Genomic DNA, 24,937 nt, shown 5'->3' on the forward strand with positions numbered 1-24,937 from the left:
AACGGCTTCCCTCCTCAGCGATAGCCACTGGGGAGGGTCTGCCACTCCCCGGTCTCAGCGGGGCCATCCCACCCGGCGCGGTGGAGACCGAGGATCAGGGCATGGACATCACATCTCGCACAGTTCTCATGGTGGGCGGCACCTCTGGCATCGGCCTGGAGCTGGCCCGGCGGTTCCGGGCGGCCGGCAGCACCGTGGTCATCGGGGGCCGGCGCGCGCAGAGGCTGGCCGAGCTGGCCTCGGAGGGGTTCGGCACGGTCGAGATCGACGTGACCGATCCGGCGTCGGTCACGCGGGCCCGCGACGCCGTGCTGGCCGGGCATCCCGACCTCGACGTGGTGGTCACGATGTCGGGCGTGCTGCTGATCGAGGATCTTCGCGATCCGGCCCACTTCGAGACGGCCACGACCACCATCGAGACCAACCTGTACGGCACCATCCGCGTTCTCGATGCCTTCACCCCGCACCTGATCGGTCGGGGTGCGGGCACATTCGTCACGGTCAGCTCGGGGATCGGGTTCCTGCCCTTCCCCCCGATGCCGACCTACGCGGCTTCCAAGGCCGCGGTGCACGCGTACTCCGAGGCCCTGCGGGCGCAGCTGGACGGTACCGGTGTCGACGTGGTCGAGCTGGTCCCGCCGCTCGTGACGACGACGCCCGAGCAGGAGCAGCAGATGCCGCAGGCCCTGCGGGTCAACGATTTCGCGGACGAGGTGATCGAGCTGCTCGCCGCCGAGCCCACGCCGCCCGAGGCCCTCGTGAAGGGCGTGCTCAGGCACCGCTGGGCCGAGCGCGACGGCACCTATGCCGACCTGGTCGCTCAGCGTTCGCAGGCCCTGTCGATGCTGCCGGGCCGGTGACCCGGTCAGGGGCGGGCCGGGGCCGGACGGGTGGCCGGCGTCTGGTGACCGCCGGTGTGCACCAGCTGGGCGAGGAGGGTCAGGGCCTCGGCCGAGGGTGACCCGGCCGGGGCGGTGCACGTGACGAGGACCTGGTCGGGCGACTGCAGGGACCGCAACGACTGCTGGGTGACCGTCAGCGCGCCGACCAGCGGGTGCTGCAGCTCGTAGTCGGCCGTGGCGCACGGCTGCACGCGGTGATCGGCCCACAGCCGGGCGAAGTCCGGGCTGGACATCGACAGGTTGCCGACCAGCGAGGCGAGCAGCGGGTCGTCCGGATGCTGCCCCGCCACCACCCGCAGGTTCCCCACCACGGCCCGGGCCTTGGCCGGCCAGCAAGTGTAGAGCTCCCGGTGGTGCGGGTCGGTGAAGATCAGCTCGACCATGTTCGGGCGGGATCCGGGCGTCTGCGGGGCGGTCAGCGGTACGTCCCCGGCCAGCAGGGCATGGCCCATCGCGTTCCACGCCAGCACGTCGCTGCGCCGGCCGAGCACGATCGCGGGCACGTCACCGAGCACCGCCAGCAGGTCGGCCAGGGCCGGGTCCACGTGCTCGGCCGGGGGCCGCTTCGGTGTGGCGCGGCGCCGGGTACCCGCGGCCAGGGCGCCCAGATGCTGACGTTCGGCGTCGGTGAGGCGTAGAGCCGCGGCGATCGCGTCGAGCACCTCCGGGGACGCGTTCCGCGACTGCCCCTGCTCCAGACGGGTGTAGTACGACGCGCTGACCCCGGCGAGCAGGGCCAGTTCCTCACGGCGCAGCCCGGCCACCCGGCGGCGCTCCCCGTAGGTGGGCAGCCCGATGTCCTCCGGGCTGACACGGGAGCGCCAGGCCCGCAACGCGTCGCCGAGCGATCCCTGGGAGTCATGGCTCATGGCACCAGCATCGCTCCCGCCGGGCCCGGTTGCCTATCCCCGCCAGGGGTACCCACACGCCGGTCTGGCTGCCGACCGCCCGGGGGCCGCAGAGTCGTCATCAGTCGTCATCGCGGAACTTCCGCTGACCCGGCCCTCAGGAGACTTTCGTGCCCAACCCCGCCGTGACCGACGTCCACCAGCTAGTTTTCGGTGACGTCACCGTCACCCGCGTGATCGAGAGCGCCGGTGACCTGTACATGACGCCCTCGCAGTTCTTTCCCAACTCGCAGCCGCACATGTGGGAGAAGCCGGGCATCTGGAACGCGCCCGAGTTCCTCATCCCGGGTGGCGAATCGGTGCACGAGCACACCCACCGGGTCGCGATGCAGACCTGGGTCATCCGCAGTGCCGGAAAGGTCGTCCTCGTCGACACCGGCGTCGGCAACGACAAGGAACGCCCCTACGTGCCGATGTGGTCGCACCTCGACAGCGACTTCCTGAACCGGCTGGCCGCCGCCGGGGTGCGGCCCGAGGACGTCGACGTGGTGGTGAACACCCACATCCACCCCGACCACACCGGCTGGAACACCGTGCTGCGCGACCGGGTCTGGACCTCCACCTTCCCGAACGCCGCCTATTACATGACTTCCGAGGACCTGGAGTTCTGGAACCCGGCCAACGGGCACCCCAGCGTGCTCGGCCCGGCCGCGCAGAACATGTGGGAGGACAGCATCGCCCCGATCCTGGCCGCTGGACAGGTCAAGGAGTGGAGCGGCACCGAGCGGATCGACGAGAACCTCGTCCTGGAAGCCGCTCCCGGCCACACCCCCGGCTCCTCGATCCTGCGCCTGACCGCCGGGAGCGAGGAGGTGCTGTTCATCGGCGACATCCTGCACACCCCGCTCCAGGTCGGCGAACCGGCCGTGAACAGCTGCTTCTGCCAGGACCCGGACCTCGCCGTCGAGACCCGCCGACGGGTGTTCACCGAGGCCGCAGCCAACGGAACCCTGATGTTCCCGGCCCACTTCACCGGCCAGGGCGCCTTCACCGTCCGGGCCGAGGGCGACGGTTTCGCCCTCGACCACTGGGCCCCGCTCGCCGGCGCCTGAGCCCACCACTTCGTCATTGATTCGGCCGGGGCAACCAGTTCCTGGCCACGATCAACCCGGGCAACCAGGTCGTGCTGGTCAGCGGCCAGGGCACGAAGACGACCCTGCTCACGAAGGGCGACGGCCTCTCCAACCCGACATCCGTGGCGCCACGGTCTATGTGCCCAGCGCCGCCTACACCACGCAGAAAGACCCCCATCTGCTCGTGGCGCACCTCGCCCGGCACTGATGCGATCGGTGGTGTCCGGCACTGATCTGCTCGGTGCCGGACACCACCCCTCAGGACAGGATCTCGTCATGAGCTCAGTACCGACCACCCTCGGCCGGGTCCGGGGCACCGCCGCCGGCGGAGTCCTCGCGTTCCGGGGAATTCCCTACGCGGCAAACAGCTCCGGCGCCGACCGGTTCGCCGCACCGATCCCGTTCCCGGCCTGGAGCGGCGAGCGCGACGCGACGGTTTTCGGCCCGACCTCGCCCCAGCCCGACCGGGGTGGTGCCTTCGACTCCCTCGACCTGACCCCGTTCTTCGGCCCTGGCTGGGTAGCGGGGGACCTCCCGCTGACGGTCAATGTATGGACGCCGTCGGTCTCCTCCCACGAGCCACTCCCGGTGCTCGTGTTCGTGCACGGTGGAGCATTCGTCGCCGGCTCCACCGCGGCCTCGCTCTACGACGGCGCGGCCTTCGCCTGCGCCGGGATCGTGTGCGTGACCGTCAACTACCGGCTCGGGGTACCGGGATGGCTCCATCTTCCCGACGCACCGGCCAATCGAGGGCTCCTCGACGTCCTGGCCGCCCTGCACTGGGTGCAGCGTGAGATCGGTGCCTTCGGCGGCGATCCGGGACGGGTGACACTCGCCGGTCAGTCGGCCGGCGCGATGATCGTGGCCGCAGCGCTCGCCGACCAGAGCTTCGCCGGGACTTTCGGACAGGCGATCGTGGCCAGCGGCAGCGGCCTGGGCGCCCTGCTGCCCGCGCAGGCCTGGATGGTCACCGAGCGTGTAGCGTCCCACCTCGGGATTCGGCCCACCGCAGATGATTTCGCTATGCTCGACGACGCCACCCTGGTCGATTCCCTGTCCTGCCTGACCGGCCTCGACCTGCGACTGCCCGGCGTCCGTCACCCACTGGCCGGCATCGCCCCGTTCGCGCCGGTGCTGGACGAGCAGCCCGCCGTCACCATCGGCGCCGGAAGGGGAATACCGGCCGCGCTTCTCCTGGGAGCGACCACCCACGAGGGCAATCTCTACACAGCGCCCGTCCCCGGCGGTGAGGCGGAAGCACGGGCCGTCGCCGCGGCCGCCTCACCTGGAGGCTCCGGGCCGGCCGACTTCCCGCACACGAACTGGGACGAGCTGAGATCGGCGATCCTCACCGAGGCAGTGTTCCGGGAGGGAACCCGGGCCTTGAGTGCAGCGTCCGTAGCAGCCCGAAATTCCACGTTCGAGTACGAGTTCACCTGGCCGTCCCCGGCGATCGGCGAAACCCTCGGCGCGGCGCACGGGGTCGACCTGCCGTTCGCCTTCGCCCGCGCCAGTGCCGAAGACCTGCGCGGCGATCGGGGCCTGCTCGGCCCGGAAGGTGGGCCGGCCCGTCTGGAGGCCGAGATACACAGTGCCTGGATCCGTTTCGTGACCTACAGCAAGCCCGGATGGGATGCTACGGCCGCGGGGTGGCCGACGGTGCGGCGGTTCGGGTGAGGTCTCAGGTCAGGCTGTCGGTGGGGTCGTGCAACCTGGTCCAGAGCTGCTTGGGGGTGTGCCGTGCTCGCTCTACAGCGACATCGCCACGGAGCGCCCCTCCTCAGTTGCCTCGATACTGATGAGCTCTGCCTGGTCCGGGTCCCAGGCAGTTCCGTCGCTGATCCTGGCCATGGCTTCACCGATGCCGATGGTCCTGGTTGCCTCTTCACCCCAGGCACCGAGGAAGGGAGTGATCAGCCCGGCGTCGGCCAGCCTTTTCATGGCCCGGCCTACTTCCGAGCGGTAGGTGTCCAGGGAATATCCGGGATCCGGAGCATCGTTGCGGATCTCGATCAGATGGGTTCCTTCCACTGCATTCCAGAGGGTTTCGCGTTCAATTTTCGTGAAGGGGGAACCTGGCTCGTCAGTCATGATGTTCTCCGCTCAGGGGGATAGTGCTGTTTGGTGCCGTTACGTGAAATCTTGAGGCCCGTCGCGCTGGTCGGGAGAGGTCCGGGTGCCGAGCGGGCCCTCTTCGATCCCTGAACCGGACGCTTCTTCGATCTCGGCGGCGAGGTCTTGCCCAACGGTGGCGAGCGCCTCGGCTGATTCCTGAACCTGTTCGAGCAGGTCCTGAAGAATGCCGATGAGGTGTTCTTCACCGGTAGTTTCGAGGAGAGTAAGGGCCTCGTCGAGGCGGGTGAGGATGCCGTCGAGGCCGGCCTCGAGTGCGCCGGCTGCGGTGCGGAGGCGTTCGGTGGCGGCACGGAGACCGGCGTCGTCGCGTATCGGGTGGAGGATTTCGATGCAGCTGTTGATCTGGTCCTGGACGCCCTGAAGTTCACCGGCGGTCTCGGTGAGGTACTCGGCGGCGGTCTCGTAACCCTGATTCAGCCCGTCCCAGCCGTGTTCAAGAGCATGGAGGGCCTTGTTCCCCGCGGTGACCACGGCGCGTTCGGTGGGGGTGAGGTGTTCTCGTATGGCGGAGGCGAGGAATGTGAGGGCTTCTTCGATCTCATGGGCCCGATCGGTCACGGTTCATAACTATCGGTATGGATCAGGCGCGGCAAGGGCCGATTCCCCAGCTTGTTGCTCGATGGGCTCGTGTCACGAGTGCGCGAATTGCGGCAGGCGAGAAGAATTCGTCGGCGTGAGAAGCATCGTGTCGTTCCGACTGACCCATGAACACGGCGGCACCGCTGCGGCGGTGACCGAGCGACTCGGAATCCCGGCCACCCGGCCTCTGGAGGCGGGGACGGTCATCTCATCGCGGAACCCCGAGCGCACGCGAACGCATTCCGCGTGGATTCTCAGCAGTGCTGTCGAAGCAGAGGACGATGTGCGACTGCCGGAGATGCTGGAACGGTTACTGCACCAGCTCGAGCCGGTCACCGCGATGCTGTGGGATCTCGAGCGCGAGGGTTACGCAGCCAATTGGCTGGGCATGCTCGATGTCCGGGACGGTGAGAATGCCACGGAGCTAACCCGCGACGTTCTCCTGCGCCTGACCGCCCTGCCGGGCGACCTGTGGCTCGATGTCTACCGCGACGACGAGGACGGACCCGGCGCCTTGGCGATAAGGCGGCAGCTTCCACCGGTCGATCGTTGATGGGTGGAGCGCTACGTGGGGCCCGAGGACCGTGCGTCCATCGAGCGGGCGCGCTTCCGGAGCAGGTACAGCGGCAGCGTGGCCCCGAACTGGCGCTGCTCGATCAGAGATGGTGGCAGGCCACTGTGGATGACGATGGTGTCCTGATCGGACAGTTCTTCCGGATCGACGAACGGTCCGGCTGGGGGTGGCGACGTAGACCGAGGCTTGTCGTGGGTGACTTCGCGGCGACTGCGGGGCCGTCGGAAGATGTGTAGGAGCTGCGACATGCTGGGCCCCACGGGCGACGTCGATGCTGGTCAAGCGCCCGGCGAACTGAGCGCCGACGTGGACCAGGGACGATGGCCCTGCTTCTGATGAGAGGTTCCGGGCCAAGCGGCAACGAGACGTAAGACGAGGTGGGAGCTGGCGATCGGCGCCGGTTGCCCAGGATCGACGCACAGGTCTCTTGCACTCGTAACCTTCCCGGCCCGCTCAGACTCGCGCCCTCGCCGAGCTGGGATCGCTGGCCGCCACTGAAGCGTCACTCGGTGGGGTGGCCGGGATCGAACCGGCATGACCGGCGTGGAAGCCCCTCTCACCAGGGCCTTCACCTGGCGATTCCCGGTCTCGCCGGGTGCACCTCTGGCACGTATCTGGCACGGCGCCGGATCGTGAGGTTGCTCGCCGGATACTTGAACGGACGGGTGGGCTGTTCGTGTGCCGATCTGGACTTCAGTAGTAGTTCAGTGGATGATGGATCCCATGGTTACTACCGTGCCCTTGAGCGACTTCTCTCGTCGAACTACTGAGGTCACGAAGCTCGTGGCCGAGGGGGACGTGATTTTGGGTCGGCGAGACGCAGCCGATCTGTATCTGTCCACCCGTGAGCGGCACGAGCGCGAAGTGAGGGGTCTGCAGGTCGCGACTCGAGCTCTGGCCGCGTTGGCCGCTGTGCGCCCCGACCTGGCTGCCGATGCTCTGACCGAATCGCTTCCCTGGGTGGCCTGGTTGCCGGTCGAGGAGAAGGTCAAGTGTCTTCAGGAGTTGCTCGGCGACCTTCGGGCAGGCGCCGATACCGGGGAACTGCGTCCCTTCTTCCTGTCCATGGCGGCATGGCAGTCCAGCGCTATTGCCTGGGCTGACCCGGATAACGCTCAGGCGTTGCGTGATGCTGAGGCGGAAGAGGATTCGAACGATGTCGATTCCGTGATTGGCCGTCCTGGCGCATGAAGCGAGGGGAAGAGGTTCCTCGCCCGAACCCGTGGGTTCTGCGGACGACGAATCTTCGTGTCGGCAAGGGGTGGGATGCCTTGGCGCGAGAGGCGTTAAGCGCCTTGGACGAAGCGTGGGTCCAGATTACCGGGAACCCTCGGCGTCACACCGAGAGACAGCACCAACTGCGAGGGGCCAAGGCGACCCACGTCTACAAGGGCGTCCAGATGGAGGTCTGGCAGTACGAAGTTACTTCTGGGGCAAGGCTTTGGTACCTGATTGACGACGAGCGTCGCTCGTTATGGCTATATCACGCAGGTACGGGGCATCCTAAGTCGACCGAGTAGTGCGACGACGAGGCGCGAGCATCTCTGATGCGGGGACGATTAGTGCACGATCGTCGGCCCGAACTTGGCATGAACCAGAAAGAATTGACTGGGCGCGCCGGGCTGACGTAGCCGCGACCCTCGGGCTCGGAGTCTGGTGATGCGACGCCGGCCGTTCCGCTCCTGGTCCGTACGGCGGCCGCGCTGGATGCCGAACTCTGCGCCTCCTTCCAGCAGCATGGATCGTCTCCCGCCTGATTCGCGGGCCGATCATTCATCTGGTCCGGACCCCGCTCGGGCGTTTTGGCGGGTGGCCCGTGAGCGGCCCGGGCAAGCACTGGCAGGAAGGGCCTGGTTGGCGGGCGTTACTCCTCTGACCAGGCCCTTTGCGCTTTGAGCGGGTGACCGGGATCGAACCGGCATGACCAGCTTGGAAGCTCTCGGTTTTATGGCTCGACCTGGGCGTACACGTCCTCTTCGGGTGCCCCGAGTGGCCTGGAGTGTCCCTGCGTGGCCTCCCCATCTGGCACGTATCTGGCACGCCAGACCGTTGGTTGGCCTTCGCCGCTCAGGCCTCCGGAGCCTGACTGGTACCATAGTTCGGTACGACTATAGGAGGATGCCATGGCTATGTCTGCGAGCGAAGCCCGCAAACGTCTCTTCCCGCTGATCGAACAGGTCAACGACGATGAGGAAGCGGTCGAGATCGTGTCGAAGTCGGGCACAGCATTTCTGGTGCCCGAGCATCTGTGGCGTTCTCTGATGGAGACGCGCTATCTGCTGCGCTCACCTGCCAACGCGCGTCGTCTGCAGGACAGCGTCGCTCGGGTCGAGGCCGGCGACTTCGAGGAGTACCCGCTGATCGGCGAAACGGATGTTTCGCCGGAGGAACGGGCCTCGTGAGAGTTGCCTTCGACAAAGCTGGTTGGGAGGACTACACGTCGTGGGCGGCCGAGCCCAAGATGTACAAGCGGATCAACCGGATGATCGAAGAGGCGCTGCGAGACCCTGGTTACGGTATCGGGAAGCCAGAGCGGCTGACCGAGAACCTGAGTGGGTACTGGTCGCGGCGGATCACCGATGAGCATCGGCTCGTCTACACGGTTCGTGGTGAGACCTTGGTGGTTGTGCAGGCTCGCTATCACTACTGATCGCGACGTGAGTGCGGGCCAAGTGGGATGGGGAGACCTCTGACGATGCGCTCAGCCGCTCGAGGCGGTCTGGCCGGGCTGATCGTGGTTGCGCTGCTTCGAACGGTTTCAGCGAGGATCTGTAGGCACCATTGCTGGTGATGGGCGTCCCCATGTTCGTGATCGGCGCGATGGCCGGCATGTTCGTGGGGGCCGGCCGGGCTCGACCCGTGCGGATCGTTCTCGTTCGGCGGGTGCCCTGGTACTCGCGCTGATGATTCTGACCTCGGCGTTGTGGCTGATGGGCGTTTTCCAGGCCGGACTCCCGGAAACGCATGCGGATCGCACAGCGGCCGAGATCGGCACCGGAACGACAAAGGCCCCGGTCCGAGAACTTGCCTCTGACCAGGGCCTTCGTGCTCTGAGCGGGTGACCGGGATCGAACCGGCATGACCAGCTTGGAAGCCCTCTCACCACGGGGCTTCACCTGGCGATTCCCGGTCTCGCCGGGTGCACCGAGTGGCCTGGAGTGCCCTCTGGTGGCCTGCCCATCTGGCACGTATCTGGCACGTGGTTGTGGGGGCTGGGGGCACTGAAGGGCGGCCCGGCGCACCCGAGTCAGCCACGCCGTACCTCGCCGTACCACGCCGTGGTACGGCGAGGTAGGATTTGGTCATGGCCATTCCCAGGGAACAACCGACGGATGTCAGCGTCCGCCAGTTCGTGGCGGACTCGGGCATGATCACGCGCGGCCTTCGGCAGGGCCATGCCTACACGCTGACCCTCAATGGTGAGCCGCTGGCCAGAATGGTCCCGATCCGGCGGCGCCGGGCGGTTCCCAGGGAAGAGGTCTTCGCTGTCTTTGCTACCGCCCCTGCGGTAGACGCTGATGAACTGCGAGCCGATCTGGACCGCGTCGTCGGTCAGGACCTGGACGATCCGTACGAGGGGACGGGCCTGTGACTGTGCACGAGTCTGCGGTCGTCGACACAAACATCATTGCCGCCCTGAAGCTCTACGATCCCGCGGAACTGCCTGACCTGATTCTGATTACGGCGGTGACATTGGGGGAGCTGTCGTTCGGCCCGCACGCCACCGACGATCCGGCGAAACGGGCCGGGCGGGTAGCTGTATTGCAGCATGTGGAGGCGACTTTCGATCCGCTCCCGTACGATCAGGCGGCCGCCCGGCTCTACGGCCAGCTCTGCGCAGCAGTCCGTGCGACTGGACGTGGGCCGCGTAAGCGATCCTCGGACCTGATGATTGCGGCGACGGCGGCCAGCGTTGAGTTACCCCTGTACACGGCGAATCCGGACGACTTCAAGGGCTGCGAAGAGCTGGTGGACGTGGTGGCTGTAAATCCGCGACCGAATCGTCTGTAAATAGTCGATCGGTCCTGTCTCCAGATCCCGCGGAACGCGGGACTTGCTCGCCGTGGTCGCCATCGACCGGGATCTCGGTATCCGTCAGTGCGCCTGAACGGCGTGACCGCCGGTCAGCGCGAAACCGAATCGTCCGGTGCGAGACAGCGCCGGGCGAGACCAATCGCTCGTGGAAGTCAGGCTCGGCGCGTCTGATCGCACGAGATGAGTGAAGTCGGCTTTATGGCCCGCAAGGGGCCCATCTGGCCCGCAGCCCCCGTTTGTCATCTCACGACGAAGGGCCAGGATCGGAGGCAATGTGCCTCTGACCTGGCCCTTCGTGCTCTGAGCGGGTGACCGGGATCGAACCGGCATGACCAGCTTGGAAGGCTGGGGCTCTACCATTGAGCTACACCCGCAAGTGACTGAGCGGTCCGTACGATACCGGGAAAACCGGAAACCGTGCCAACCCTTCGGCCTACGTGTCGTAGCCTACTGCCTGTCACCCGGTTGGCCGGACACCTAACGGCCCGGCCGAGCGGGATGGCGGGGTGTGGCGCAGCTTGGTAGCGCGTCCGCTTTGGGAGCGGAAGGCCCCCGGTTCGAATCCGGGTACCCCGACAAATGTGGCCATATGCGAACGATCAGGGCCGGTCACGGCCCTGATCGGGGGAAACGTGACGCGGCTGGGCCAGGCATGTCATGCGTGTCTTCCTGGCGCGGCTAGGATGTGCTGAGGGCCATGATGCCGATCTGCTCTCTGGCGCGCGTAACGCGGCTGCCGGACCGGGACCGGCATTGCGGCCATCGTCCTCAGTTGTCCAAAGGCCAGGAGAAGTCCCCTCGTGAAGAGCGCCGTCGAGACCCTCAACCCGACCCGGGTCAAGCTGACCGTCGAGGTGCCCTTCGACGAACTCAAGCCGAGCATGGACGCGGCCTACAAGAACATCGCGTCCCAGGTCACCGTTCCGGGTTTCCGCAAGGGCAAGGTTCCGCCGCGGATCATCGACCAGCGGTTCGGCCGCGGCGCCGTGATCGAAGACGCGGTGAACAACGCGCTCCCCGGTTTCTACTCGCAGGCCGTCGAGGAGTCGGAGATCCGTCCGCTCGGCCAGCCCGAGGTCGACGTGACTGCCGTGCCCGACCCGGCCGAGGGCGGCGACCTGAAGTTCACCGCCGAGGTCGACGTCCGGCCCGAGTTCGAGCTGCCCGCCCTCGACGCCGTCGAGGTCACCGTCGATGACGTGAAGGTCGGCGACGAGCAGGTCGCCGAGCGCCTCGAGACGCTGCGCGAGCGCTTCGGCTCGCTGGTGACGGTCGAGCGTCCGGCCGCCGACGGCGACTTCCTCAGCATCGACATCGCCGCCAAGATCGCCGACGAGGAGATCGACAGCGTCAAGGGCGTCTCCTACCGCGTCGGCTCGGGCGAGATGCTCGTCGGCATGGACGAGGTGCTCCCGGGCCTGTCGGCCGGCGAGACCACCACGTTCAACTCCCCGCTGGCCGGTGGCGAGCGCGCCGGTGAAGAGGCCCACGTCACCGTCACCGTGCAGTCGGTGAAGGAGCGCGAGCTGCCCGAGGCGGACGACGAGTTCGCGCAGATGGCCAGCGAGTTCGACACGCTGGAAGAGCTGCGCGCCAGCCTCTCCGAGCAGGCCGAGCAGGAGGCGAAGTACCAGCAGGGCATCCAGGCCCGCGAGCGCCTCCTGGAGAAGCTCCTCGACGGCGTTGAGATCCCCGTCCCCGACGGCGTGATCAAGGCCGAGGTCAAGCAGCACCTCGAGCAGGAGGGCAAGGCCGAAGACGACCCGCACGGCGAAGAGGTCGAGGTCGAGGCCCGCAAGGCGTTCAAGGCGCAGCTCCTGCTCGACGCGATCGCGGAGAAGGAAGAGGTGCAGGTCGGTCAGCAGGAGCTGATCGAGTACCTCCTCGCGAGCGCCCAGCAGTACCGGATGGAGCCCAACGAGTTCATCCAGGCCGTCGACAAGGCCGGCCAGGTGCCGTCGATGGTGGCCGAGGTCGGCCGCCGCAAGGCCCTCGCCCAGGTGCTCGAGCGCGCCCAGGTGAAGGACGAGTCGGGCAACGAGATCGACCTGACGGCTCTCTTCCCGGCCAGTGAGGACGACGCGGTCGAGGCCGAAGAGGTGGACGAGGTCGAGGAGATCGAGTCGACCGAGTCGGCCAAGAAGTCGGGCGACCCGGCTGCGCTGCCCACCCTCTGATCGAATTTTCTGGAACCGGCACCCCGCAGGCATTGAGCCCGGCAGGGTGCCGGTTCTGCTTTCCGCGTACGAATCCCGGTGTCGTCTCCGGTCAATACCGCCGGGACGACCAGGAAAGACGGTTCGGATCCCTCGGATTGGACCGTCCGGCCCTTGCGCTGCCCCGTCGGTAACCCGCGTGTCGCCTGGTCAGAGGCCATATGGGTCATGCCCAGGGGCCTCTGGTGCGCTAACAGCGAACAACGGTCGGTAGGGGAGGATCACCGGGAGGCGCTCGCGTTAGGGTCAATGCACCGGGTGGCCCACCCGGACGCCCCGGTAACCCGGGGTCAGGTGCCAACGTTTTGGGGAGCGACATCGTGAGCCACTTGATCGTTCCGGGGGACAACCCGCCGGTTACGAATTCGTTCGACCAGCCGGTGGCCCGCTCAGCGTCGCCCGGCATGGGCTATGACGACCACGTTTACAACCGTCTGCTCAAGGACCGCATCATCTTCCTCGGGTCCGAGGTGCGCGACGAGAACGCCAACGCGATCTGCGCGCAGATGCTGTTGCTGGCGGCCGAAGATCCCAACAAAGACATTTACCTCTACATCAACTCGCCCGGTGGTTCGGTGACGGCCGGCATGGCGATCTACGACACCATGCAGTTCGTCTCCTGTGACGTGGCGACCATCGCCATGGGCCTGGCGGCCTCGATGGGTCAGTTCCTGCTGACGGCGGGGGCCAAGGGCAAGCGCTCCGCCACCCCGCACGCCCGCGTGATGATGCACCAGCCGCTGGGCGGTATCGGTGGTTCGGCCACGGACATCAAGATCCAGGCCGAGCAGATCCTGCACATCAAGCGGCAGATGGCCGAGCTGATCGCGGCGCAGACCGGTCAGACGGTCGAGACCATCACCAAGGACTCCGACCGCGACCGCTGGTTCACCGCGCAGGAAGCCAAGGACTACGGCATCGTCGACCACGTGGTCAGCTCCGCGCGTGACGTCAGCGGTGGCGGCGGTACCGGCGCCTGATCCCCGGCCCGCCCGCTTGCAGCCAGTGCAGCTCACGCAGCCAGGTAGTCAGGCAGCCCGAACCGTCCCGACCGACATCGACCCTTGTCTTCCCGCAGCAAGTACAGGAGTGACCCGATGAGCTACCCCGACCACCACGCAGGTCTGCACCTGCCGGGTTCCGGTCGCAGCGCCGGCCAGGTCGCCGCGCCCAGCAGCCGCTACGTGCTCCCGAACTTCGAGGAGCGCACGGCCTACGGCTTCAAGCGGATGGACCCGTACACCAAGCTGTTCGAGGACCGCATCATCTTCCTCGGCGTGCAGGTGGACGACGCCTCGGCCGACGACGTGATGTCGCAGCTGATCGTGCTGGAGAGCCAGGACCCGGATCGTGACATCACCCTCTACATCAACAGCCCGGGTGGCTCGTTCACGGCTCTTACGGCAATCTACGACACCATGCAGTACGTGAAGCCGGAGATCCAGACCGTGTGCCTCGGCCAGGCCGCCTCGGCCGCTGCCGTGCTCCTCGCAGCCGGTACCAAGGGCAAGCGGCTGGCACTGCCGAACGCGCGGGTGCTGATCCACCAGCCCGCGATGTCCGGTGGCGACTACGGCCAGGCGTCGGACATCGAGATCCAGGCCAACGAGGTGCTGCGCATGCGCACCTGGCTGGAAGACACCATCGCACTGCACTCCAACAAGACGTCGGAGCAGGTGCAGAAGGACATCGAGCGGGACAAGATCCTGACCGCTCAGCAGGCCCTGGAATATGGGCTTATCGACCAGGTGCTCACGAGCCGTAAGGGCGCGCAGGTGTCCACGGCGCCTGCCCCGTCCGGCTCCTGACACGCCGAACGAACAGGGGGTGCCGCTGACAGCGGCGTCCCAGTGGCGTTGAATGGTGCTGGGGCCGGTCGGAACCGACGGTCGATGAGCCAGCAAGCCCCCCGGAGGAAGGACTGCGCGTGGCACGCATCGGAGACGGTGGCGACCTGCTGAAGTGCTCTTTCTGTGGAAAGAGCCAGAAGCAGGTCAAGAAGCTCATCGCCGGGCCCGGCGTCTACATCTGCGACGAGTGCATCGACCTGTGCAATGAGATCATCGAGGAGGAGCTGGCCGAGGCCAGTGAACTCGGTCTGGTCGAGTTGCCGAAGCCGAAGGAGATCTTTGATTTCCTGGAGCAGTACGTGGTCGGGCAGACGCCGGCGAAGAAGTCGCTCGCGGTCGCGGTGTACAACCACTACAAGCGGATCCAGGCGGGCGAGCCCGGCCGGCGCGGCGACGAGCCGGTCGAGATCGCCAAGTCGAACATCCTCCTGATCGGCCCGACCGGCTGCGGCAAGACCTATCTGGCGCAGACGCTGGCCAAGATGCTCAACGTCCCGTTCGCCATCGCCGACGCGACCGCCCTCACCGAGGCCGGTTACGTCGGTGAAGACGTCGAGAACATCCTCCTGAAGCTCATCCAGGCGGCTGACTACGACGTCAAGAAGGCCGAGACGGGGATCATCTACATCGACGAGGTCGACAAGATCGCCCGGAAGTCGGAGAACCCGTCGATCACGCGGGACGTCTCCGGCGAGGGTGTTCAGCAGGCGCTGCTGAAGATCCTGGAAGGCACCACCGCGTCGGTGCCGCCGCAGGGTGGCCGTAAGCACCCGCACCAGGAGTTCATCCAGATCGACACCACCAACGTGCTCTTCATCGTCGGTGGGGCCTTCGCCGGGCTGGACCAGATCATCCAGTCCCGGGTCGGTAAGCGGGGCATCGGGTTCGGCGCCCCCCTGCACGAGGCGAAGGCCAACAACGACTCGTACGCCGACGTGATGCCGGAAGACCTGCTGAAGTTCGGGCTGATCCCGGAGTTCATCGGTCGTCTGCCGGTCATCACCACGGTCTCGAACCTCGACCGGGAGGCGCTCGTGCGCATCCTCACCCGGCCGAAGAACGCTCTGGTGAAGCAGTACCAGCGCATGTTCGAGATCGACGGCGTGGAGCTGGAGTTCACCGAAGACGCTCTCGACTCCATCGCCGACCAGGCCATCCTGCGGGGTACCGGTGCGCGAGGTCTTCGGGCCATCGTCGAAGAGGTCCTGCTGCCGGTGATGTTCGACGTGCCGAGCCGCGACGATGTCGCCCGGTGCGTGGTCACCCGCGAGGTGGTGCTGGAGAACGTCATCCCGACGCTGGTGCCGCGCGAGGCGCCGGTGCGCAAACCGCGTGAGCGGCGCGATAAGTCGGCCTGACCAGGTAAGAGTCAAGCAGAAGATCGAGCAAGCGGCCGGCCCCTCGTCACGAGGGGCCGGCCGCTTTGTGCGGTCCAGCGGGAGTCGGCAAAAGGTTGCCCGCGGGAACCGCATATGGCAAATGTCTCGCACCGGCCGGTGAGCTGGGCGTTTTCATGGCGAAACACATACGTCATGAATGCGTAGCTTGCCCGCTTCGCCCAAGCCTTTAGGTTTCCTGTCAATCCCGTGGCGTTCGACCGCGGGCCTGAAGGTCCGGAGGACTGAGTGCGAAAAGCCTTGGTAGGTCTGGCAACCCTGTCTCTGACAGCGGGAGCCGGGCTCCTGCTACCGATGACAGCGACCGCAGCGCCCACAACGAGCAGTACCGCAGTGGTCGAGAACGCCGGATCGGACGACCTCCTCAGCCCGATCGAGACCAAGGCGCGCGCTCTGCGACAGGAGGCGCTCACCGACGTCCTCAATGGTGATGCGGTGGTTCAGAAGCGCAACGGCAGCGAGGTGGTGAAGCTGACCGGCCGGCCCGGGGCGGCGGACGACGCCTACGTCGAGCTGAGCCGGGAGCGGACCGACCGGATCTTCGTGGTGCTGGCCGAGTTCGGCAACCAGCGGCACCCCAGCTACCCCGACCAGGACACCGACCCGGACACCGCCGGGCCGACGACCTTCGAGGGCCCGCTGCACAACGCGATCCCGGAGCCGGCCAAGGACGACAACTCGACCGTCTGGCAGGCCGACTACGACCAGAAGCATTACGAGGACCTGTACTTCGGTGAGGGCGATTCACTGAAGACGTACTACGAGACGCAGAGCTCGGGCCGCTACAGCGTCGAGGGGGCCGTCACCGACTGGGTGAAGGTGCCGTACAACGAGGCCCGCTACGGCCGCTCGGGCGGCTACCCGTGCTCGGGCAACGTGTGCAGCAACAGCGGCGTGCTGATCGGCGACGCTCTCCGGGCCTGGATCACCGACCAGCAGGCCCAGGGGGTCAGTGACTCCGAAATTAAGGACGAGGTTGCCAGTTTCGATCAGTGGGACCGGTACGACTTCGACGGCGACGGGAACTTCAACGAGCCGGACGGCTACGTCGACCACTTCCAGATCGTGCACGCGGGCGGTGACGAGGCCGACGGCGACCCGCAGCAGGGCGAGGACGCGATCTGGAGCCACCGCTCGTACGTGAACTCGGCCCAGGCGGGCCAGACCGGCCCGGCGGACAACAAGCTCGGCGGTACCCAGGTCGGCAGCACCGGCCTGTGGGTGGGCGACTACACGATGCAGCCGGAGAACGGCGGCCTGAGCGTGTTCGCCCACGAGTACGGTCATGACCTGGGCCTGCCGGACGACTACGACACCGCCGGTGGCGTGGGCAATGCGGTGGAGTACTGGTCGCTGATGGCCCAGAGCCGGCTGAACGCCGAGGGTGAGCCGCTCGGCACGCGACCGGGCGACATCGGCGCCTGGCAGAAGCTCCAGCTCGGCTGGCTCGACTACGAGGTGGTCGCGGGCAGCGGGGCGGACACCACCATCGACCTGGGACCGGAGGAGTACAACACCGGCCGGCCGCAGGCCGCGGTCGTGGTGCTGCCGAAGAAGAAGGTCACCGACGAGCTCGTGCAGCCGAAGACGGGGCAGTACGAGTGGTGGAGCGGCTCGGGCAACGGGCAGACGTACACGCTGTCGCGGGACGTCGCGGTGCCGGCCGGATCGCCGGAGCTCACCTTCCAGGCCAGCTGGAACATCGAGGACTGCGGTCCGGACGCCTGTGACTACGCCTACGTCGAGGTCGACGACGGCAGTGGCTGGAAGGCCATTCCGGGCTCGATCACCACGGCCGGCGAGGGCAACGCCATCGACGGGGTCAGCGACGGCTGGACGCCGGCGACCTTCGACCTGTCGGCCTACGCCGGGACGACGGTGGGCCTGCGGTTCCGCTACGCCACCGACCCGGCGGTGCAGGGCCAGGACCCGGCCGCCCCGGCGGGTCTCTTCCTCGACGACATCGCCGTCGGCGGGGCGTTCGAGGACGGTGCCGAGACGCTCGACAGTGCTTGGGCCGCGAACGGTTTCACCCGCACCGACGGCACCGTGACCACCGAGTTCGACAACTACTACATCGCCGGTCACCGCTCGTACATCAGCTACGACCAGTACCTGAAGACGGGCCCGTACAACTTCAGCAAGCTCGCCACCAACCCCGATTACGTGGAGCACTACCCGTACCAGGTGGGGCTGCTGGTCTCCTACTGGGACACCTCGTACTCGGACAACAACGTCAGCCAGCACCCGGGAGGGGGCCGCAACCTCTACGTCGACGCGCATCCCGCGACGCTCTACCAGAGCAACGGCACCCCGTTCCGCACCCGCGTCCAGATCTACGACGCACCGTTCGGCCTGGAGAAGACCGACAGCATCACCCTGCACAACAACGACGTGAAGACGAAGATCAAGAAACTCGCGGGCAACCCGGTCTTCGACGACACCCAGAACTACTTCGACCCGGTGCAGCTCGACCACGGTGTCACGGTTCGTGACGCCGGGGTGCGGATCGAGGTGCTGAAGCAGAAGAAGGACGCGATGACGATCCAGGTCACCACGGACTGATAGGTATCGATGACCGGTCCGCACCGCCGAAACGGTGCCGGGCCGGTCATCGGTCGTTTGCCCGGCGACCGGTGGCGGGTGAACGTATCAATGCGCGGCTCCCGGCGACCAGAGGACGTTGTGGTCGGGCATGATCGCCCGGGCGCCTTGCGTACTTTGGGGACGAGGCGCTCACGGGGCACGCGTACGGGGGACCGAATACATGCGAAAAGTCCTGATGGGTCTGGCGACCCTCTCGATCACCGGTTGCGTCGCGCTGACAGCGACAGGAGTGGCCGGTGTGGCCGCGGCCCAGCCGCGGCCGGGCATCCAGGCCGCGGCACCGGTCGACGGCGCGCTCGGCGCCGTCTCTTCCGAGGACGACCTGAGCAGCCCGATGCAGGACAAGGCTCGCGCCTTGCGGCAGAGGGCGCTCACCGAGGTCCTGAACGGCCAGGCCGAGGTGGAGGACCGCAACGGCAGCAAGGTGGTGAAGCTGGCGGACTCCGCCGGAACGAGTGGCAAGATCAGTGCCAAGGACAAGGACGACGGCACCTACGTCGAGCTCGCCCGTCAGCAGACCGACCGGATCTTCGTGGTGCTGGCCGAGTTCGGTGATCAGCGGCACCCGAACTATCCCGACCAGGACACCGACCCGGACACGCCCGGGCCGGCCGTGTTCCCGGGGCCGCAGCACAACCAGATCCCGGAGCCGGGGGCGGACGACAACTCGACCGTCTGGCAGCCCGACTACGACCGGAAGCACTACCAGGACCTGTACTTCGGCGACGGTGAGGGGGCCGAGTCGCTGAAGACGTACTACGAGACGCAGAGCTCGGGCCGCTACAGCGTCGACGGCGAGGTCACCGACTGGGTGAAGGTGCCGTACAACGAGGCCCGGTACGGCCGGTCCAACGGTTACCCGTGCGCCGGCAACGTGTGCAGCAACACCTGGCTGCTGCTGTCCGACGCCCTGAAGTCCTGGGTGGGCGAGCAAAAGGCCGCCGGCCGCACCGATGCCCAGATCAAGCAGGACGTGGCCAGTTTCGACCAGTGGGACCGCTACGACCACGACGGTGACGGCAACTTCAACGAGCCGGACGGTTATATCGACCACTTCCAGATCGTGCACGCCGGTGGCGACCAGGCCGACGGTGACCCGCAGCAGGGTGAGGACGCGATCTGGAGCCACCGCTGGTACACGAACTACAACCTGGCCGGCCTCACCGGCCCTCCGCAGAACCCGCTCGGCGGAACCCAGATCGGTGACACCGGGATCTGGGTGGGTGACTACACGATCCAGCCGGAGAACGGTGGCCTGAGTGTGTTCGCCCACGAGTACGGACATGACCTGGGCCTGCCGGACGACTACGACACCGCCGGTGGCCAGGGCAATGCCGTGGAGTGGTGGTCGCTCATGGCGCAGAGCCGGCTCGGGGCGGCCGGGGAGGCCCTCGGTGAGCGGCCGGGTGACCTGGCCGCCTGGAACAAGCTCATGCTCGGCTGGCTCGACTACGAGGTCGTGACGACGGGCCGCAAGAGCCGCATCGTCGAGCTCGGGCCGGAGGAGTACAACACCGCCCGCACCCAGGCGGCGATCGTCGCCCTGCCGTTGAAGCAGGTCACCACCGAACTGGTGAAGCCCCGGAGCGGCTCGTACGAATGGTGGAGCGGCAGTGGTGACGCGATCACGAACACCCTGGCCCGCCTGGTCACCGTGCCCGCGGGCAAGCCGCAGCTGACGTTCCAGGCCAGCTGGAACATCGAGGACTGCGACGACGACCCGTGCGACTACGCCTACGTCGAGGTGAGTGACGGCAAGGGCTGGAAGGCCCTGCCCGGCTCGATCACGAAGGCGGCCGAGGGCAACGCGATCGACGGGGCCAGCAAGGGCTGGCAGCCGGCCACGTTCGACCTGAGCGCCTACGCCGGCAAGAACGTGGCCCTGCGGTTCCGGTACTCGACCGACGGCGCCGTGGCCGGTACCGACCCGCAGGCCCCGGCCGGCCTCTTCCTCGACGACATCGCGATCGGGAAGGCTCTCGAGGACGGTGCGGAGTCCGGCGACAACGGCTGGGTGGCCTACGGTTTCCAGCGCACGACGGGTACGGAGACACAGGCGTACGACAACTACTACATCGCCGGGTACCGCTCGCACGTGAGCTACGACCGCTACCTGGAGACCGGCCCGTACAACTTCGGGTGGCAGAGCGAGCAGCCCGACAAGGTGGAGCACTTCTCCTACCAGGAAGGGCTTCTCGTCTCCTACTGGGATACCTCGCAGACCGACAACAATGTCAGTCAGCACCCGGGGGAGGGGCTGAACCTGAACGTCGACGCCCATCCGGAGACGCTCTACCGCAGTGACGGAAAGCCCTTCCGCACCCGGATCCAGATCTACGACGCTCCGTTCAGCCTCAAGAAGACGGACGGGATCGGCCTGCACGTCGAGGGCGAGAAGACGAAGATCGGGAAGCGGGCCGGCAACCCGGTGTTCGATGACACCAAGAACTACTTCGACCCGGTTCAACTCGACCATGGTGTGAAGGTGCGGGGCGCGGGGGTGAAGATCGAGGTCGTGAAGCAGAAGAAGGACGCGATGACCATCAAAGTCACCTCCTGAGCAAGATCTTTCGTCTCACCAGAAACACGAGTAACAACGGCAACGGCCCGGCATCGCTCAGATGCCGGGCCGTTGTGCGTTGCCCCGTAAGTCCGACATGAAACCTCATGTTGCCAGAAAGACAAATCGACCAAAGGGCCTTAACGCAGACACAGAATTCGCTTAGGTTTCTCCCAGAGTGCGGCGGCAACCTGTACCGCGGCACCGCGGACTGGGAGGTCTGTGTGCGAAAAGTCCTGGTGGGTCTGGCGACCCTCTCCGTGGCGGCGGGCGCGGCACTAGCGCTCCCCGGCACGGCTGTGGCATCAACCCCGCTGACGCAGGCCCCGATCGGGACTGCGGATCAGTCGGCTCAGGGCACGGACGACCTGTCCAGCCCGATGCAGGACAAGGCCAGGGCCCTGCGCGACGAGGCCGTGACCCAGGTGCTCAACGGCGAAGCGACCGTGACCACCAAGAACGGTAGCCGCGTCGTGAAGCTGGCGGGGAAGAAGGGGAAGAAGGACGACCGGTACGTCGAGCTCGCCCGCGAGCAGACCGACCGGGTCTTCGTGGTGCTGGCCGAGTTCGGCAACGAACGGCACCCGAGTTATCCCGACCAGGACACCAGCGCCACCATTCCCGGCCCGACCACGTTCGAGGGCCCGGTGCACAACAAGATCCCCCGGCCCGCCAAGAACGACAACTCCACCGTCTGGCAGGCGGACTACAGCAAGAAGCACTACGAGGACCTGTACTTCGGTGAGGGCAAGGGCGTCGAGTCGCTCAAGACCTACTACGAGACGCAGAGCTCGGGCCGCTACAGCGTCGACGGCACGGTCACCGACTGGGTGAAGCTGCCGTACAACGAGGCCCGGTACGGCCGGTCCAACGGCTACCCGTGCGCCGGCAACGTGTGCAGCAACACCTGGGTGATGATTGCCGACGCGCTTCAGGCCTGGGTCGCCGACCAGCAGGCCAAGGGTGTCAGCGCCGCCGAGATCAAGTCGGCCGTGGCCAGTTTCGATCAGTGGGACCGGTACGACTTCGACGGTGACGGCAACTTCAACGAGCCGGACGGTTATATCGACCACTTCCAGATCGTGCACGCCGGTGGCGACCAGGCCGACGGTGACCCGCAGCAGGGTGAGGACGCGATCTGGAGCCACCGCTGGTACGCCTACTCCAACGGTGCCGGCACCACCGGCCCGGCGAACAACAAGCTGGGCGGCACGCAGATCGGTGACACCGGCCTCTGGGTGGGTGACTACACCACGCAGCCGGAGAACGGTGGCCTGAGCGTGTTCGCCCACGAGTACGGCCACGACCTGGGCCTGCCCGACAACTACGACATCGCCAACGGCGGCAGCAGCCCGGTCGAGTACTGGTCGCTGATGGCCCAGAGCCGGCTCAACGGCAAGGGCGAGGCGCTCGGTACCCGCCCCGGTGACATCGGCGCCTGGGAGAAGCTGCAGCTGGGCTGGCTGGACTACGAGGCCGTGACGGCCACGACCACGGGCAAGAAGAAGAAGCGCACCATCGACCTCGGCCCGGCCGAGTACAACACCAAGAAACCGCAGGCCACGGTGGTGGTGCTGCCGAAGAAACAGGTCACGCAAGAGCTCGCGCAACCCGTGTCCGGGGAGTACGAGTGGTACAGCGACACCGGTAACGACCTGAGCAACACGCTGACCCGCTCGGTGGCCCTGCCAGCCGGTTCGCCCCAGCTGACCTTCCAGGCCAACTGGAACATCGAGGACTGCGGTGCCGACGCCTGTGACTACGCCTACGTGGACATCGACGACGGCAGCGGGTTCACGCCGATCGCCGGGTCGATCACCAAGGCCGCCGAGGGTAACGGCATCGACGGGGTGAGTGACGGCTGGCAGCCGGCCACCTTCGACCTGTCGGCCTACGCCGGCAAGACGGTGAGCCTGCGGTTCCGCTACTCCACCGACACCGCGGCGCAGGGGGCCGACGACACGTTGCCCGCCGGCATCTTCCTCGACGACATCAAGGTCGCCGCCGGGGGCACGACGGTGTTCGAGGACGGCGCGGAGACCGCCGACAGTGCCTGGACCGCGAACGGTTTCCGGCGCACGACGGGTACCGACGTGGCCGAGTACGACCACTACTACATCGCGGCGCACCGGTCGTACGTCAGCTACGACAAGTACCTCCGGACCGGCCCGTACAACTTCGGCTGGCCGTCCACGAAACCCGACTACGTGGAGCACTTCCCGTACCAGGAAGGCCTGCTGGTCACCTACTGGGACACGTCGTTCTCCGACAACAACGTCAGCGTGCACCCCGGTGAGGGCCGCAACCTGACGGTCGACGCCCACCCGGCGCCGCTGTACCAGGTGACGGGCACGCCGTGGCGCACCCGGGTACAGCTCTACGACGCCCCGTTCGGCCTGAAGAAGGCCGACAGTTTCACGCTCCACGTCGACGGGGTGAAGAGCCCGATCAAGGGGCTGAAGGGCAACCCGCTCTTCGACGACACGAAGAACTACTACGACACGGTCGTGCCGGACCACGGCGTGAAGGTCGCGAAGGCCGGGGTGAAGATCGAGGTGCAGAAGGTCAAGGGCACCTCGCTGACGGTCAAGGTCACCTCCTGACCTGATCCCGGTCCTTCCGGCGGCGCCCCGGTCTCGTCCCGAGACCGGGGCGCCGTCCGTGCGGGGGGATGCGTCACAACCCGGCACCGAGGGTGGAACGTTCCAGCCCGGTCATCTAAGGTAAGGCTCGCCTAAGAAATTAATGGTGCCCTCGACGGCGATCCGTCCCCCTTGCCCGAGCCGGGAGCTGAACAACCATGTCGTACGCCACCTCCGGATCCCTCTACGCCGAGGTCGTCGCTACGCAGCGGCTGAGCCCGCACCTGGTGCGGATCGTGCTCGGCGGTGAGCAGATGCCCGGGTACGAGCCGCTGGGTGTGGCCGACGAGGCCGTGGTGCTGTGGTTCCCGAGGCCCGGCCAGGACCGGCCCGCCCCGACCACGCTGCAGGACGGCGTCTGGGGTCACCACGACCCGGAGGTGGCCCCGCCGGGCCGTAACTACACCATCCGTGCCTTCGAGCCCGGTGAGAACGCCCGGATGACAATTGATTTTGTCGTGCACCCGGGTGGCGTCGCGGGGGAGTGGGCCGTCAACGCCTGCGTCGGCGACGTCATCCTCATCACCCGCCCGCGCTGCTGGTACGAGCCGCCGGCCGATGCCGTGTGGATCCTCGCCGCGGCCGACCTCACCGGCCTGCCGGCCCTGGCCCGCATCATCGAGGAGTGCCCCGCCGACGGTCCGCGGGTCTACGCGATGGTCGAGACGGCCGACGTCGCCGACCTCGCCGCCCTGCCGGAGACCCAGGGCAACGCCGCCGGGGTGGACGCCAGCGTGGGTACCGGTAACGGGGTCGCCCCCGGCGCCCTGGTCGAGCTGATCGCGGCCAAGCTCCCCGAGCTGATCTCGCAGGGGCCGGGTTACGTCTGGTACTCCGGCGAGGCGGCCCAGTCCCGGGAGATCCGCAAGCTGATGCGCAAGACGCACGGCTGGCCGCTGGACCGCGTGCAGACCGTGGGCTACTGGCGCCAGGACGCCGAGGTCTGGAACGAGACCTTCGCCCAGGTGGGCGGTGACCAGCTGGTGCAGGTCTACTACCAGGCGATCGAGAAGGGCCTGTCCAGCGCCGAGGCCTCGGAGATCCTCGACGAGGAGTACGAGAAGGCCGGCCTGTAACGAACCCTCGTAACTTCGTCCGTGGTCATGCAGACCTTCCCCGGGAAGGTCTGCATGACCACGGCAGGTTTCAGGGTTCGCTCCAGGTACCGGGCCATCCGGTCGGCCGGGAGTACGGGTCGAAAGAGCAGTCCTCCACGTTCTTCTCGCAGTCGAAGACGACGCCGGTGAGCTCCCCCGTCTGCCGGTCGATACGGCACACCCAGGACCGCGTCCGGGTCTCGTCGCCGTGGTGCACGCAGTACGCGCTGTCTCCGGTGAAGAACAGCGATGTCACGACACCGGCCATCGGCCACGCCAGGCACAGCCGCGAGGTGGGGTGCGAGGTTTACCCACCCCGGCGGATAGGCTCGGGGAATGTTCCTGTTCGAGGTGAGGCGCT

At 67.0% G+C, this 24,937-nt stretch carries 21 protein-coding genes and 2 tRNA genes; 18 read left to right on the plus strand and 5 right to left on the minus strand.

Annotation, left to right across the window (positions count from 1 at the left end; genetic code table 11):
* Positions 1 to 101: 101 nt before the first annotated feature.
* Entirely contained in the window at positions 102 to 860 is a 759-nt protein-coding gene (locus tag LR393_RS02025; protein ID WP_231481128.1) for an SDR family oxidoreductase, read from the plus strand.
* Positions 861 to 865: 5 nt separating this feature from the next.
* On the opposite strand, the gene LR393_RS02030 is transcribed toward LR393_RS02025, so the two are convergent.
* Positions 866 to 1,771 carry a helix-turn-helix domain-containing protein gene (locus LR393_RS02030; RefSeq protein ID WP_231481129.1) on the minus strand — a complete coding sequence of 302 codons (906 nt, stop codon included), beginning with the start codon at positions 1,769 to 1,771 and terminating at the stop codon, positions 866 to 868.
* A gap of 149 nt (positions 1,772 to 1,920) precedes the next feature.
* Here LR393_RS02030 and LR393_RS02035 point away from each other — a divergent pair, with 149 nt between their 5' ends.
* Together LR393_RS02035 and LR393_RS02040 are read left to right on the plus strand one after the other, a co-directional pair.
* Positions 1,921 to 2,862 carry an MBL fold metallo-hydrolase gene (locus tag LR393_RS02035; RefSeq protein ID WP_231481130.1) on the plus strand — a complete coding sequence of 314 codons (942 nt, stop codon included), beginning with the start codon at positions 1,921 to 1,923 and terminating at the stop codon, positions 2,860 to 2,862.
* A 297-nt stretch (positions 2,863 to 3,159) separates the two neighbouring features.
* Positions 3,160 to 4,560: a carboxylesterase/lipase family protein gene (locus LR393_RS02040; RefSeq protein ID WP_231481131.1), complete on the plus strand. Its 1,401-nt coding sequence runs from the start codon at positions 3,160 to 3,162 to the stop codon at positions 4,558 to 4,560.
* A gap of 72 nt (positions 4,561 to 4,632) precedes the next feature.
* Here the strand turns inward: LR393_RS02040 and LR393_RS02045 are convergent, their stop codons facing one another.
* On the minus strand, positions 4,633 to 4,974 hold the full coding sequence (locus LR393_RS02045; RefSeq protein WP_231481132.1) for a hypothetical protein: 342 nt from the start codon (positions 4,972 to 4,974) through the stop codon (positions 4,633 to 4,635).
* Between the two features lie 39 nt (positions 4,975 to 5,013).
* Positions 5,014 to 5,577: a hypothetical protein gene (locus LR393_RS02050; protein WP_231481133.1), complete on the minus strand. Its 564-nt coding sequence runs from the start codon at positions 5,575 to 5,577 to the stop codon at positions 5,014 to 5,016.
* Positions 5,578 to 5,692: 115 nt separating this feature from the next.
* Between LR393_RS02050 and LR393_RS02055 the strand changes: the two genes are divergently transcribed.
* The 6 genes from LR393_RS02055 to LR393_RS02080 all read left to right on the plus strand — a co-directional run bounded on the left by LR393_RS02055 (position 5,693) and on the right by LR393_RS02080 (position 10,183).
* Complete coding sequence (locus tag LR393_RS02055) at positions 5,693 to 6,151, plus strand: DUF4279 domain-containing protein (RefSeq protein ID WP_231481134.1); 459 nt, start codon at positions 5,693 to 5,695, stop codon at positions 6,149 to 6,151.
* A 762-nt stretch (positions 6,152 to 6,913) separates the two neighbouring features.
* On the plus strand, positions 6,914 to 7,363 hold the full coding sequence (locus LR393_RS02060; protein ID WP_231481135.1) for a hypothetical protein: 450 nt from the start codon (positions 6,914 to 6,916) through the stop codon (positions 7,361 to 7,363).
* A 932-nt stretch (positions 7,364 to 8,295) separates the two neighbouring features.
* Positions 8,296 to 8,574 carry a type II toxin-antitoxin system Phd/YefM family antitoxin gene (locus LR393_RS02065; protein WP_231481136.1) on the plus strand — a complete coding sequence of 93 codons (279 nt, stop codon included), beginning with the start codon at positions 8,296 to 8,298 and terminating at the stop codon, positions 8,572 to 8,574.
* The gene (locus tag LR393_RS02070; RefSeq protein ID WP_231481138.1) at positions 8,571 to 8,822 is read left to right on the plus strand and encodes a Txe/YoeB family addiction module toxin; all 252 of its coding nucleotides are present in this window, start codon (positions 8,571 to 8,573) and stop codon (positions 8,820 to 8,822) included. Before LR393_RS02065 ends, LR393_RS02070 begins: the two co-directional genes overlap by 4 nt.
* A gap of 654 nt (positions 8,823 to 9,476) precedes the next feature.
* A complete protein-coding gene (locus tag LR393_RS02075) occupies positions 9,477 to 9,764 on the plus strand; it encodes a hypothetical protein (RefSeq protein ID WP_231481140.1) in 288 nt (95 codons plus the stop codon).
* Positions 9,761 to 10,183 (plus strand): type II toxin-antitoxin system VapC family toxin, encoded by a 423-nt coding sequence (locus LR393_RS02080; protein ID WP_231481142.1) that lies wholly within the window; start codon positions 9,761 to 9,763, stop codon positions 10,181 to 10,183. The genes LR393_RS02075 and LR393_RS02080 overlap by 4 nt, the downstream gene beginning before the upstream one ends.
* A gap of 327 nt (positions 10,184 to 10,510) precedes the next feature.
* On the opposite strand, the gene LR393_RS02085 is transcribed toward LR393_RS02080, so the two are convergent.
* A tRNA-Gly gene (locus LR393_RS02085) sits at positions 10,511 to 10,581 on the minus strand.
* Positions 10,582 to 10,709: 128 nt separating this feature from the next.
* Here LR393_RS02085 and LR393_RS02090 point away from each other — a divergent pair.
* The 9 genes from LR393_RS02090 to LR393_RS02130 all read left to right on the plus strand — a co-directional run bounded on the left by LR393_RS02090 (position 10,710) and on the right by LR393_RS02130 (position 24,555).
* Positions 10,710 to 10,783, plus strand: a tRNA-Pro gene (locus LR393_RS02090).
* 224 nt (positions 10,784 to 11,007) lie between these two features.
* A complete protein-coding gene (gene tig, locus LR393_RS02095) occupies positions 11,008 to 12,384 on the plus strand; it encodes a trigger factor (protein ID WP_231481144.1) in 1,377 nt (458 codons plus the stop codon).
* A gap of 443 nt (positions 12,385 to 12,827) precedes the next feature.
* Positions 12,828 to 13,403 carry an ATP-dependent Clp protease proteolytic subunit gene (locus LR393_RS02100; protein WP_231481419.1) on the plus strand — a complete coding sequence of 192 codons (576 nt, stop codon included), beginning with the start codon at positions 12,828 to 12,830 and terminating at the stop codon, positions 13,401 to 13,403.
* A 117-nt stretch (positions 13,404 to 13,520) separates the two neighbouring features.
* A complete protein-coding gene (locus LR393_RS02105) occupies positions 13,521 to 14,231 on the plus strand; it encodes an ATP-dependent Clp protease proteolytic subunit (RefSeq protein ID WP_231481146.1) in 711 nt (236 codons plus the stop codon).
* Positions 14,232 to 14,350: 119 nt separating this feature from the next.
* Positions 14,351 to 15,631, plus strand: a complete 1,281-nt coding sequence (clpX, locus tag LR393_RS02110; protein WP_231481148.1) for an ATP-dependent Clp protease ATP-binding subunit ClpX — start codon at positions 14,351 to 14,353, stop codon at positions 15,629 to 15,631.
* 333 nt (positions 15,632 to 15,964) lie between these two features.
* Entirely contained in the window at positions 15,965 to 18,235 is a 2,271-nt protein-coding gene (locus tag LR393_RS02115) for an immune inhibitor A domain-containing protein (protein WP_231481150.1), read from the plus strand.
* A gap of 202 nt (positions 18,236 to 18,437) precedes the next feature.
* The gene (locus tag LR393_RS02120) at positions 18,438 to 20,837 is read left to right on the plus strand and encodes an immune inhibitor A domain-containing protein (protein ID WP_231481152.1); all 2,400 of its coding nucleotides are present in this window, start codon (positions 18,438 to 18,440) and stop codon (positions 20,835 to 20,837) included.
* 224 nt (positions 20,838 to 21,061) lie between these two features.
* Complete coding sequence (locus LR393_RS02125; RefSeq protein ID WP_231481154.1) at positions 21,062 to 23,440, plus strand: immune inhibitor A domain-containing protein; 2,379 nt, start codon at positions 21,062 to 21,064, stop codon at positions 23,438 to 23,440.
* 197 nt (positions 23,441 to 23,637) lie between these two features.
* Positions 23,638 to 24,555, plus strand: coding sequence for a siderophore-interacting protein (locus LR393_RS02130; RefSeq protein ID WP_231481156.1), 918 nt, complete (start codon positions 23,638 to 23,640; stop codon positions 24,553 to 24,555).
* A 70-nt stretch (positions 24,556 to 24,625) separates the two neighbouring features.
* On the opposite strand, the gene LR393_RS02135 is transcribed toward LR393_RS02130, so the two are convergent.
* Positions 24,626 to 24,844, minus strand: a complete 219-nt coding sequence (locus LR393_RS02135; RefSeq protein ID WP_231481159.1) for a hypothetical protein — start codon at positions 24,842 to 24,844, stop codon at positions 24,626 to 24,628.
* Between the last annotated feature and the right edge of the window lie 93 nt (positions 24,845 to 24,937).

Origin of the sequence: Kineosporia mesophila (assembly GCF_021129235.1) — a bacterium.
In the GTDB taxonomy this organism is placed as follows: Bacteria; Actinomycetota; Actinomycetes; order Actinomycetales; family Kineosporiaceae; genus Kineosporia; species Kineosporia mesophila.